Raw genomic sequence first — 12,610 nt, 5'->3', positions numbered from 1 at the left:
TATCCCCTCTGCGTCTACTTTTTTATTTCCTTTTTATCCTCTCTGTTCTTATTCACATACTGACTAAATAACAAAGCATTTATAGTATTCAATACGTATGATTGATTATTTGGACTTAACTTACCTGCCAGATAACCAATTTCCGATGCACTTTTGATCATTGGATTTTGATTATCGTCCATTTTTACGCTCCTCCTTTGTTTATTTAGTTGCATTTTTTTATATATTTTGCTTGTATGGTTACATTGTATCATTATTAATAGTTTGCGTCAATGCTTTATATGGTATTATTTGTTTTTATCATTACATTTCGTATTGACGCAAACATTTTAATCTGATAGTATAAGGGTGGGGAGGTGACTCAAATTGAAGTTCGTTGATAAGTTAAAGTTAATTAGAAAAGCAAATAATATGACGCAAGCCGATTTTGCTGCTTCTATTGGTATATCCAGGGGAAATCTGGCCAATATAGAACTTGGCAATGTAGCACCCACATCTATGTTCATTAATTGCGTCTCCTTAATGTTTCATATAGATAAAAACTGGCTTATGGATGATAGTAACGATGATTTAAGTGTCCTGAATGGTTCCACCAATATGCTTTCTTTAATAATGGATAAATACGAATTATTGAATGATCAACATAAAAAATTTGTTGAAAATCAAATTAATGAATTGTTAAAAATGCAGGAAAATACAGCTAATTCTAATAAAAATTAACGCAGGAGTGATTTAAAAAAATCACTCCTGCGTTAATTTTTTTATACCTCTTAATTTATATTTCATCTATTTTCTCATTCAACAGTCGTTGAATTGCTTGAACTGTTAAATACAATTTTTCACTTTCAACTGGTATTCCTACTAAATCTGCATTAGGGGAAATCCTTACTTTTAAAGTCACCCTCCAAAATGCTCCCTTCTTGGTTGCAACTTGGCTCATAGACTTTAAACTTTGTTCCCAAAAAGCCGCTTGTAAAAGTTCAAAACGCTGACATATAAATTGCATAATTCCTTCTCCCCCTATAGGTTCATGCCCTTCTCCAAAAGGTGTATCAAATACTACATTCCACTCATTGTCACGTTTCTGGTACTGAACTGCTACACACTGAAAACCATGATAAGTTCCTGGAAATCCTCTCTTTCTGTTTGCTTCTCTTATATCTTTCTCATATTTCTTTATATTCATTGTTATCTCCCGCCTTTACCATTGATTATTAACATATGTATTGGACAAAACTCTACGGTCATCTCCATGTCCCAGGTATTTATTCACCTCATTTAGAGCCTCCTCACGACACATACCGGACTTTCTAAGTCCATTATACCGTTCTTGTGCAACTAACTTACGAATCGCGTGAAATCCAGTTTTCTGCTCCAAAAGATTTTTATTCCCCACCCTTTCATTCATTTTGTGCAGATATTTATTAAGACTTTCGGCTCGTACAGGAATTAACTGCTGTAACTCTCTTTTTCCTTCGATTAATTCTTTCAGCAGCTCTCTCTGTTCATCTGTTTCAACGGGGATCTGCCAGGTACGTCCACCTTTGCTTCTATATATTTTAAGGGTATTATTTAACAGGTCTACATCAGTAACTCTAATTCTGGGAATTTCTTGTACTCTCAGTCCAAACGCTCTGCCCAATCTAATTCCATTTCTGCTTCCACACACTCCAGATGCTTCTAAAACGCTTCTGAACTGTTCTGCTGTCATGGCATCCTGGCGTAATCGATCTTCTAATTGCGGACGTTCTGCTACAGAAACAGATGCCCATTGGACATTAACACTTTTATACGCTTTATTGCAACATTTAGCTAATTTCTTGATTTGCTCTTGATATGTTGCTACAGTCGCCTTTGTACAGCCTTTCTGTTTATTTTCCAAATATTCTCGTATATGCATATTTTTGATCTCTTTAACATGGTGTACCTCTGGATGATGACTTTCGATAAATTTAGCTAATTCTCCGGCTCTGTCCAGGAGAGCATCGCGAGTTTTATAGGAAAATATTGTCGCATCCATCTTCCTTCCATGTTCTCGTTTATATTCTCGTTTTTTTGTATTTTCTTTGAAGCATTTTCTCACTGCATTGCGCAATTCCCAACGCAAATTTGCCATATTCTTTCCCCTCCCAGTCCCAGCATTCAGTCAGGCACTGCCCTAATATCCATCAAAAAAGCACAGTTCTCCCTTGGCAGTGCCTTCCTGAATGCTGCACTCTACTTTATCCAAATATCAAGTTTCTTAGCAATTACAATTTCTTTAGTCATCACACCAGCATACATCAGCTACTGGTAAATCCAATGTGAGGTCAAACACATTGGCCTGCACAATCTAGGTGCCAACCTGAGATTTGCAGGTAGGTTGCAGTCTTAGCTGTCCAACCACAGCTCTCTTAAGAGCCATACCGCATATAATATGCGCCAGGGGTATTTCCCCCCTCCAATATACCTTATCAGCCATACGGCCAGTACATTGACAATTTTATACGAAAAATAAACAGCATATAATAAATGCTGGAGAAACGGATATTGATTTTTATCTTTTCGGGAATTTTTAAGAAATAGAATTTTAAATTTTTCCAACAAAAAAGTGGACGGAGTTATTCATGAACTCCAATCCACTAATAGACCATATACAGACAAAAAATACTTATACTTTTATTATATTATCTTTTCCCCAAAAAGCAAGTGCTTTTTTATATTTTAATATCACTCAAGTTATCATGCATTACTTTCTTATTGAATTGATGACTTTAAGGATAGAGAGTTTGAAGAATGCTTTTATCTCTTTTTATAGCATCACCTATCTCTCGTGTCCGCTTTCAACATACCTTTTATTAAAGAGTCCTCCGCAGGAGAACTGTCCTATAAGAAGAAAAAGAGATGCTGATCCAGTACCTTTCCCTTTTATCCTAATCATACTCTAATGTTAACATAATGCTGCGTTACACCTAATTTCCATCTTGTAATTCTCTTCCGTAAATTTTCATGAATTTGTCCACACCCTATTGATACCTTGGTTCATCTGCCATCAATATTTTCATCTTCCTTTTAGTAAAAATAATAATTGGCGTTCCTATGGAACTTCTATCCATCATGCTCATAAAATCTCCTAAATTATTTCCATTTCAGCATAGGAAATCTCTTTTCCAATCTCACCCGGATTTCCAATAATCAGAGCCTTTAGGATATAGGGGATATGCCCTTCTCTATTTGGGGCCTTGCTCCAAAAGTCATATTCTTCGTAAAACTCCTTGGCATACTCCAAAATGGAGCTCGCCAACCTACTACAAACTTCATCTTCTGTCTTTCCGTTCTCAACTAGATCTATTTCATTTAAAACTATGGTATAAGAGCCATCTTTCTCATGTTCAACCTGAGCAGTAAAGTGATAAGCAGATAAAATACTTCTCATTGTACCCACATTTAATAAACAAGCGTAATCTCTTGTTCCTTTTAAAAATAGAGGACGGTTATAGACAACTTGATTCATAATATTACTAAAATCCTTTCTTACATCTATTGCATTAATTGCCATCATATCAATCATCTCCCTCTTCCACCTGCGAGTATAATAAGCGTATATAACCTCAATTATGAACGCTTATCATAGATTATAGGAAGAACACAAATTATTTAAATCCCAACTTAACAGTCGAAATATTAAATCATAGGCTTCGATCCTATCAAAATACTGGAATCACATATCTGTCCCCATTCAATAACTTTCCTTGCTCTATATATTATGGATATTTCATTTTTCCACCCAAAAAGGCTGCACTACTCATATGAGTAATGCGCCCCCTTAACATTCTTTCTTATTTTAACTTTTTCAAATACTCATAATCAGGCGAGTTTTTATTTTCAAAATGTATAAACACCCCACGGCCTCTTGCTGCATACCAACCAATACTTGTTGAACCAGGGAACATTGCTTCCACACTTTCTATTGTGGGCATTTCGTAGCCCGTTGCTTTACAGAACTCACCAATTGGCTGATATTCCTCTGTTCCATTCTTTTCTCCCTCATAATTTTTAGTCCAAACATTGGCTACACTAAAAGTAGCACTTTTTGTGGTTGGCTCATAATCCAGCCATATACCATCCACTAAAAATATAGGATAAACATGACTTATTGTTGGAACAATAGAACTTGCTGGCAATCCGACACAAATTGCAAGTGTATTTGCAGCATCTGTATAACCAGAACAATTAGCTTTTCCCTCTACCAGACAGCTATAAGCATACTGTGTTCCTTCTTCATTCAGATAGTCTGCCTGCGTAATTCTCCTTGCAATCTGTACCGCTTTTTCGTAATCAGATGCATTTTTCCAGTCAAAACTGTTTAAAAATTTTCGAATTTCCTCAGCCATACGATCTACCTGATTATGATATTTATCATTCTCAGCCTTCCAGTCAAAACTGTTTATGTACTCCCTAAAGTATGCACGATCTTTTTCGCTTTTTGCGTATTTTTCCTCATCAGCAGGCGTAAGGGGCCCCCATCCTGTGATTTGATAATCTGTCAGTTTTGCAAGGGCTGGTATTGATGTACCATATGCGTAACTAAGAGAAAATGGGCTTTTATCTTCAGGGACATTTACCTTTGATCCGCCCTCAAACTCTGCATCGTATACATATACCCATGGAAAATCGTAATTCTTCCATACAGTATGATTAAGCTCAGGATGAATCACAAACCATGGTTCCAAATATCCCTTTAAGGGATACTGCGAATTATGATTGCCTGTGTTGGTCGTAGATGCTACACTGCTATTCTGGGTCTGTACAACGTCATTCACAACCCATGCTCCATCCGTATTTACTGTGAATCCATCTGGAGTGGTTGTATTGGCAAGCATATTTCCGTTGGAATCAAAGTAGTAGGATTTTCCATCAATCCAGTTCCAACCCTCAGCATAGGAACCATCATCATTCTGGTATTTCCAGGTGGTGCTATCCTGGGTCCATTGCCCTGCAAAAACTGTAGAAACAGGAAATAGTGACAGAATCACAGCAGTAGATAAAATCTTTAAAGCAGCACCTTTTAAATTCTTTTTTATATTTAGTATTCTTCCAAGTTCTACCTTTTTATTTTTCATATTAACTTGCTCCTTTTACAGTTGAATTTCTTGGCAAATATCTTCATATTTCTTCTTTGCTGCGAAGGTTCCTTGGTTATCTCAAAAAAGCAATTATAATACATAGCCAGATACACCAATAATGCTTCTTACATATGTCCAAATTTTATATGGACCTACAACTATCTGACCTAAGTAAGAACCATAAAATGATAGGGCCAATGGCAAATAACACTGCTCCTGCCCAAAGCTTTGATTTACCCCAGTACTTGCACCGGCGTATAGTTGCTGCAAATAATGGCAGCATCCATATAATTGCTACAACTGGCCCTATTCCAAGCATCATCATAACTATAATAAATTTACTGGATGCAAATATTAAACAAAATACCCTAAAGAGAATATCTAATAAAATACGTCCAACAAATGCTACGATGCAAATCTTTTTATAATCTTCTTTTTTTTCCTCACCTACAAAATCTAAAGCCCTGGAAAAGTAACTATTTATCATATCCATCTTCCAAAAACTCCTTATTTAGCCATATTGATAAAACTAAAAGATGCGCTGGCAGCTGAATCCGCTTCAATATTTTTTAATTGCCTAATCTGATTTTTCTGCATTTCAAGCTGTTTATTCTGTATCTCTTCCATTTTCCAACGGTGAAGCTGCTCATCCAGCATATTATAAGCTTCCTTCATGGTTTCTGCCCGTCCACTTTCAATTATCTCAATTAAATAATCAACAGCCATTGGTGTCTCATAATCTTCTCGGCTAAATAGCAGTCTTTGGCACTTTTCCTGTACTGGTTCATAGCTTTTTTCAAACTTATTGATAAGCTCCTCCACCTTTTTCATTTGTAGATCACACTGGTGCTGTTTGTTTTCTACAATTTTATCAAAGCCAAAATACAATCCTGCGGCCACTAAGCCCCCAATTAATATCAATGGTGTTATAACAACCCCTACGACAGCACTTCCTATTACATATTTCATCTTATTTTCCGGTTTCCAGCGCTCTGCAGCTTTTTGGTAGTTCTGATAATATTCAAACTGACGCACAAGTTCTTGTCCAATCGGATAATATTCTTTCATACATTTTCTTATATCCATCAAATCAATTAAATTATCTTTCATCATTTGGTTCATGATATTTTCTCCAGGCAATCATAACTTCTTCTCACAAAGCAACATAATATTGTTAAAATCCCAAGCTATCCGGCATGATTTATCATATCATCATATGCCTTTTTCACCGTTGAGCCCTCAAATATTGGTACTAACTTATACCAGTTATTATTTAAGAAATCATTCAGTGAAGCTTCATTTATATAAAACATCTGTACCGGGACAATCTCAACATTTTTAGAGATAGTCACTTCCACACTATCCTTAATCTTTCTCAATACAGGGCCTTCTCCATCTCCGCTGAAAGAAAGCACATGGGCATATTCTGCCGTGTATGTATATTCATCACTTCCATGTATGACAACTAAAGCAATGCTCCCTCCAGTATCCCTTGTCACATTCTTTACCATTCCATATGCATGTTCCGACTCAATCCAGAATTTATCTCCCATGTTATACTGCCCCAGATCATTATTTGTTCCAAAGCTGCTATCATACAGACTCACATTAACTACATAATAATCTCCGCAGTCACGATAACTATTTGCTTTTATATAACAGGTTCCATAGATTTTCTCTCCATAAAGAGGGCTTGCTGTATCCATTTCAGAAAGCATCTTTCCATCCGCCCCTAGATAATATCCATCAACAGAACGGTTTGTTTTCATTTCACCAAATCTTCCAATATAATACCATGATCCGTCTGAATCCTGAATCCACTCTTCCTTGGCATATTGCCCATCAGCCTTTAAATACAGCCAATCTGATCCCTGTTGTTCCCATATTCCAGCATAGTTAACAGCCACATTCATTAAAGATATTATCCCTACCAGAGCAGTTACCCTTTTCCAACCTTTTCTCATCCTCTTCCCCTTTCCCTTTCCCTTTTGCTTTCTCATTTTTATAGTAGCATTTCCTACTATATTTGATTATAGCATCTGGTTCTTTTGTTTTCAATCATTTTCTATCCAAACATTTGTTTTCCAGCGTCTTTATTGTAGGATTTCCTACATGTAGTTTTTCCTACAATAGGAGTTTAATTATTCTAAAAAGGAAAGGAAATACTGACATGGCAATCGTATATGATAACTTCTGGAAATGGATAAAAGAACATGGAATTTCTCAATACCGCCTGACACGTGACTACAATATTAATCCGTATTACCTGGATATGCTACGTCATAATCAACCAATGACTTTGGATACCATTGATAAAATTTGCAATGCTCTTAATTGTGACATTTGTGATATCGTATCACATATTCCTGACAATAACAGGTTTAAAGAGTAGGCTTAGAAAGGGAGTCTATCAATCCTTTTATTCCATTTACTCAATAGTATTGTCTAATTCTCATGTACTCTTTCAGTGTGCCTTTCTAATATCAAGAGTCATCCATAGGAAAACGTTTCAATAAGAAAAAAGAAGAGACGCTGCTTCAGTAGATAATATGTCTACTTTTGCAACTTCCCTTCTCTTTTGCCCTTATTACACTTGTTGTGTTGCAATGCGTTCATGTACAAGAGGTAAAACTATTTTATCTACCTCTAAACGGAAATCGTTATCCTCAATGTATTTTGTGCAAAAGTCTTGATTTTGTTGTAGACGTGCAATGACCACATCCATGATATTATTTTCATAGGCCACTTGAAACATATCCATTGGATTTTTTGCACGAAGTTGCATCTCAGGATTTTGAGCCATATCCTCAACAAATTGCTCAATGACTTTATCCATTTCTGTAAATGTTGTACCTAAGCGTTCATTGAGTTTTGCAATAAGCTCGCTGAGCGTAACCTTTTCTTCTTCAGGAGGTAATCCAGCACCATGTCTGCCCCCTGGCAGTACACCTGTTTCGTTTTCAAGATATATTTTTCCTTCAAAAATTTTCTGCAAACGATAGTATTGCAGAGCTACATCGCTATCTAGATTAGGAGTTTTACCCTTTCCGTCCGCAGGAAGCTTGCGAAGCAGGAATTTTGCGAAAGCACTAAACTTATGTAGGTTAGAATCATTAAGCTTAATAATATGACAAATAAAAGAATACAAACGAATAAACTTTCTCAAGGTAACCTTAAATTCTTTCTGTTCAATCTCGCTTTCCATTGCACAATATCTGTCTATAGCTGGATCAAGATGGGGACTGAGTTTTCCAAAGTCCAATTCAGTTTGCCTTACAGACTCCTTAAAAAAGACTTTTGCAAAGGCTTTAACTTCAGAGTCTGCGTAAATACGATATCCATCCAAAGTATTTTTCAGGTCATAGATCAAATTAGGGTCAGTAATGTCATCTACATCGGTGCGTTCATAATAGGGTTGAAAAGCTTCAAAGATATCCTCTTTTGTGTTTGCAAAATCTAGTACAAAGGTATCACTTTTGCCATAGCACATGCGGTTTAAGCGAGAAAGTGTCTGAACAGCTTTTACACCGGATAGTTTCTTGTCTACATACATGGTATGTAATAGTGGCTGGTCAAAACCTGTTTGATACTTTTCTGCCACTAATAAAATCTGATATTCCTCACCCTCAAAACGCTCCGGAAGTTCGCTCTCTGCAAATTTATTTAGCCCTGACTCGGTATAATCCGTACCACTGTCCTTAACTGTTCCAGAGAAAGCAACCAGTACTCCGAGATCTCTGTATTTCATTTTTTTTATGTATTTTAGAAACTCAAAGTAGTATCGAACAGCATGGAGGCGAGAGCCGGTAACCAGCATAGCCTTGGCTTTTCCTCCGATTTCATGCTGAGTAACACTTCGGAAATGTTCGATAATAATTTCTGTTTTCTGAGATAAGTTGTGAGGATGTAAACTCAAGAATTTTCCTAAAGCCTTGTTGGCCTTACTTTTTCCATAGACAGGATCGTCCACAATTTTTTTGCCTACTTGGAAGTAGGTCTGATAAGTTGTGTAGTTTTCCAAAACATCAAGGATAAATCTTTCTTCAATAGCCTGCCTCATGTTGTATACATGGAAAGCATGTGGCAATCCATCTACTCCACGTACACCAAAAATCTCCAGTGTCTTTTGCTTGGGTGTCGCGGTAAAGGCAAAAAACGATAAGTTCTTTTGAATGCCGTGACTTGCCATTTCTCTGGCTACTTCATCCTCGCTGTCATCTGTCTGGTTCTCAATACGAGCTTCTGTTTCTGCAAATTGATGAAGTTTTTCTTCAATCACATCATCACCTTTTTTCTCGATTTCAGCCAAGGCTTCTTTGAGCTTTTCACTTGCTTTACCTGTTTGAGAGGAATGCGCTTCGTCAACAATCACTGCAAATTTTTTGTCGGACGAATGTTCTACCTTATCTAATACAAAAGGAAAAGTTTGTAGTGTGGTAATGATTATTTTAGCATTGTTATTGAGTGCATCTGTAAGCTGTTTGGATTTAGAAACACTGCTCTTTTCATCAATCCGTACTACTACCCCGTCTACGTGCTCAAATTGATAAATGGTATCTTGCAGCTGTCTGTCTAATACCCGTCGGTCAGTAATAACCACAATACTGTTAAATACAACTTGACTTTCACTATCATGCAGTGTAGATAAGTGATGCGCCAACCACGCAATAGAGTTCGATTTGCCTGAACCGGCGGAATGCTGAATTAAATAGTTATGTCCAGCACCATTTTCCTTGGCATAAGAAACTAAAAGGCGAACTACCTCCAACTGATGGTAACGAGGAAAAATCAGACTTTCTTTCAGCTTTCCTGTTTTTATGTCCTCCTCTTTTTTGAGGTGGAGATATCGTTCAATAATGTCTAACAGGCTATCCTTTACAAGAACTTCTTCCCACAGATAAGCAGTACGAAATCCGCTTGGGTTAACCGGATTGCCCGCACCACCGTTATTTCCCTTGTTGAAGGGAAGGAAAACAGTACCTTTTCCTGCAAGTTTAGTAGTCATATATGCTTCTTCGGTATCAACCGCAAAATGTACCAAAGCACCACGCTTAAAAGCAAACAAGGTGTCTTTGTTGCTACGGTCTTCCTCATACTGGCATATTGCGTTTGAAAAGGTTTGTCCGGTAAGAGGATTTTTAAGCTCCAGCGTAACGATAGGCAAACCATTCAACAAGAGAACCGTATCCACAGAATCCCTGGGCTTGGAAACACTATGATGTACCTGTCGCATAACTGAAAAAATATTCCCTTTATAGCGTTCAATGGTAGTTTTGTTCATATGATTAGCAGGTTTGAAGTAACACAGGGCAACCTCTACCCCCAAGTCTTTTACACCATGGCGTAGCACATCCAGGGTTCCTCGATTTTTTAGTTCGTCTGCAAGTCGTTTAATAAAATTTTGGTGCACGCGATCCCCATGTCGTTTGCAAAGGCTCTCCCAAGACTTCGGCTGTGTATCTTGAATGAAACGAAGTACAGTTTTTGTGTCCATACCAAGCAGTGCATCAAAGTCGGAGGGATTGCCTTTTTCGTAATTGCCAAAGGTTATCAAGCTATATTCAATTTCGGTTTCAAATACTTTTTCTCGGGTGTCCAGTGCCATTAGCTTTTCCTCCTCTTTGTTTTGCTGCCGTATCCGCATGGTACCATATGGTTTTTCCTCATCCACTCCAAAGCTTTCAACCAGCGGGCTCTGTCAATTCGTTTCTTTTCTTCACTCCAATGGGTTAGCACTTCATCTACAATTTGATCGTCACTGGGGACTTTCCCCTCAATTAAAAAGTCGTTCCATGCTCCATAGAGAGTAGCAACAATTTCACAATGCTCTGTATCCCAAGTGTGCAGGAAGCCGAGAATTCTGTCAATGGAATTGCGCTGTTCTTGGGTAAAATTCGATTCGAAATAAGGGGCATATTCGGTACTTTTTTCGAGCCTACTGTACTTGCTTCCACGATTGTTTTTGTTGTATCTAAACCACTTTGCTTTTTGAAGTTGCGAGTCAATAGAACGTAGCACTTGTGGATTATATGGTCCGGCAGCATGACGAACATATTCGGTTTGCATATCCAGCTGCGCACAGTATTCACTTAGGAACAGCAATTTTTCCAACTTTACATGCCCTAAAGTCGGCTCATCACACAGTTTATCCAATATCTTTGCCGCAAGTACGCACTGCTTAAAATGAATGTTTGCACCATATGGTTTAGCCTTTGGCTGCTCAACCGTTGCCACAATTTCAGAATCGGCAACTTTAATTTTTCCTGTTACCACTTCGCTGATGATAGATTGGCGGTATTCTTTGAGTCGAGATATTTGGTGTTGACTTATGGATATTAAATTGTCAATTTCTGTTGTTTTGTTTTTTAAATGTTTGCTTATCAACTTTTGCTCAGACTTAGGGGGTAGCAGAATGGGTAGTCGTTTTAAATCTTTATAATTCATAGACTGGCGAACACCATTTCCTAAACTATAAAAGATTTTCATCAAATCGTAAGCATGAAGCAAATCAAAAAGAAATAATCCATCAACATCTGCAGATGGAATTAGACCTACATAGGCAGAAGTGATGATGCCTTTTTCGGGTACAAATCCAGAGCGTAGGCTACGCTTGTCGTTCTGCAAATCAGTTAATCGCAGAATCGTATATCCATCCTCAACAATCTGATATGTTTCAAATGATTCAGGTAACAGTCCAAAGTTAGTATCAATATCCTTTTTTACAATTTTTCCGTAGCTTAAGCTCAAAAGGTTTGCACATTGGTTTCCGCTGTTTTTTGCCTTGTTTTCAAATGCTACTGTGAATAAAGGCTTTACTTCCCAATGCTGAGGAATCTGTCCAATCCAATCAACACCGCTGTGTTTCATTGGCACTGACGGATCAATCCCTCTGCTAACTGCTTCGCTGATAATTGACCGCCGCTTTTCTTTTAGTAGCTCAATCAGCTTTTCCTTGTTGGCAATGATGCTGTCAATTTGGGTGGTTTTTCGGTCAAGGTAATTTGCGATAACAACTTGCTCATCAATATTTGGAAATGAAGCCGTAGCATTTTTGAGCATTCCTTGAGAAATTGTAAAAACTTTGATTCCACTTACGGCCTGCTGAATTTGTGCTCTGAAATTCTGTGAATCAAACAAATACGCAAAATATTTATGAAACACATCTTTGGAGACGGGGCGTACTATCACAGTATGATATCCTGCGAAAATACTGCTATTGCTAACAAGGCATGTAAAGTTACCAGAACCACCTTTATCTTCCGATGTATCTGCAAATACAAAGTCCCCCTTTTTAATAAGGGCTTGTGATGATGTATCTAAATAGCTTTCAGAAACAAATGGAAGTACATGCTTTGACATATCAAGTATCACGCCATATTTTGAATGCACTTGCCCATAGCTAACACATGGGATACCCGTTTCGCTTAGATTCTCTTTTGTAATGCTTAGTCCTTTTCCAAATTCAAACAAATACTTTAACTTAATACTTTTTTGTTCCACAACTC

12 protein-coding genes are annotated in these 12,610 nt (G+C 37.4%); 2 read left to right on the top strand and 10 right to left on the bottom strand.

Features of this window, described 5'->3' with window-relative positions:
- Positions 1-14 precede the first annotated feature (14 nt).
- The gene (locus QM657_RS15705) at positions 15-182 is read right to left on the bottom strand and encodes a hypothetical protein (protein ID WP_415067647.1); all 168 of its coding nucleotides are present in this window, start codon (positions 180-182) and stop codon (positions 15-17) included.
- Between the two features lie 184 nt (positions 183-366).
- On the opposite strand from QM657_RS15705, the gene QM657_RS15700 reads away from it, so the two are divergent.
- Positions 367-720, top strand: a complete 354-nt coding sequence (locus QM657_RS15700; protein ID WP_415067646.1) for a helix-turn-helix domain-containing protein — start codon at positions 367-369, stop codon at positions 718-720.
- Positions 721-775: 55 nt separating this feature from the next.
- On the opposite strand, the gene QM657_RS15695 is transcribed toward QM657_RS15700, so the two are convergent.
- From QM657_RS15695 to QM657_RS15665, 7 genes are all read right to left on the bottom strand, one after another.
- Entirely contained in the window at positions 776-1,186 is a 411-nt protein-coding gene (locus QM657_RS15695; RefSeq protein WP_415067645.1) for a hypothetical protein, read from the bottom strand.
- Between the two features lie 15 nt (positions 1,187-1,201).
- On the bottom strand, positions 1,202-2,116 hold the full coding sequence (locus QM657_RS15690) for a tyrosine-type recombinase/integrase (RefSeq protein ID WP_415067644.1): 915 nt from the start codon (positions 2,114-2,116) through the stop codon (positions 1,202-1,204).
- Positions 2,117-3,112: 996 nt separating this feature from the next.
- Entirely contained in the window at positions 3,113-3,550 is a 438-nt protein-coding gene (locus QM657_RS15685; protein ID WP_415067643.1) for a hypothetical protein, read from the bottom strand.
- 268 nt (positions 3,551-3,818) lie between these two features.
- The gene (locus QM657_RS15680; RefSeq protein ID WP_415067642.1) at positions 3,819-5,102 is read right to left on the bottom strand and encodes a hypothetical protein; all 1,284 of its coding nucleotides are present in this window, start codon (positions 5,100-5,102) and stop codon (positions 3,819-3,821) included.
- 145 nt (positions 5,103-5,247) lie between these two features.
- Complete coding sequence (locus QM657_RS15675; RefSeq protein WP_415067641.1) at positions 5,248-5,598, bottom strand: hypothetical protein; 351 nt, start codon at positions 5,596-5,598, stop codon at positions 5,248-5,250.
- A 14-nt stretch (positions 5,599-5,612) separates the two neighbouring features.
- Positions 5,613-6,227 (bottom strand): hypothetical protein, encoded by a 615-nt coding sequence (locus QM657_RS15670; RefSeq protein WP_415067640.1) that lies wholly within the window; start codon positions 6,225-6,227, stop codon positions 5,613-5,615.
- A 65-nt stretch (positions 6,228-6,292) separates the two neighbouring features.
- Entirely contained in the window at positions 6,293-7,105 is an 813-nt protein-coding gene (locus QM657_RS15665; protein WP_415067639.1) for a hypothetical protein, read from the bottom strand.
- 170 nt (positions 7,106-7,275) lie between these two features.
- On the opposite strand from QM657_RS15665, the gene QM657_RS15660 reads away from it, so the two are divergent.
- Positions 7,276-7,497 (top strand): helix-turn-helix domain-containing protein, encoded by a 222-nt coding sequence (locus QM657_RS15660; protein WP_415067638.1) that lies wholly within the window; start codon positions 7,276-7,278, stop codon positions 7,495-7,497.
- A 195-nt stretch (positions 7,498-7,692) separates the two neighbouring features.
- On the opposite strand, the gene QM657_RS15655 is transcribed toward QM657_RS15660, so the two are convergent.
- Both QM657_RS15655 and QM657_RS15650 read right to left on the bottom strand, forming a co-directional pair.
- The gene (locus QM657_RS15655) at positions 7,693-10,710 is read right to left on the bottom strand and encodes a type I restriction endonuclease subunit R (RefSeq protein WP_415067637.1); all 3,018 of its coding nucleotides are present in this window, start codon (positions 10,708-10,710) and stop codon (positions 7,693-7,695) included.
- Complete coding sequence (locus QM657_RS15650) at positions 10,710-12,605, bottom strand: restriction endonuclease subunit S (protein ID WP_415067636.1); 1,896 nt, start codon at positions 12,603-12,605, stop codon at positions 10,710-10,712. The genes QM657_RS15655 and QM657_RS15650 overlap by 1 nt, the downstream gene beginning before the upstream one ends.
- Positions 12,606-12,610: the final 5 nt, after the last annotated feature.

The organism is Lacrimispora sp., from assembly GCF_047605665.1.
Classification (GTDB): domain Bacteria; phylum Bacillota; class Clostridia; order Lachnospirales; family Lachnospiraceae; genus Lacrimispora.
Note: the sequence above shows the minus strand (reverse complement) of the source record. Positions and strands in the feature narration are given on the sequence as shown.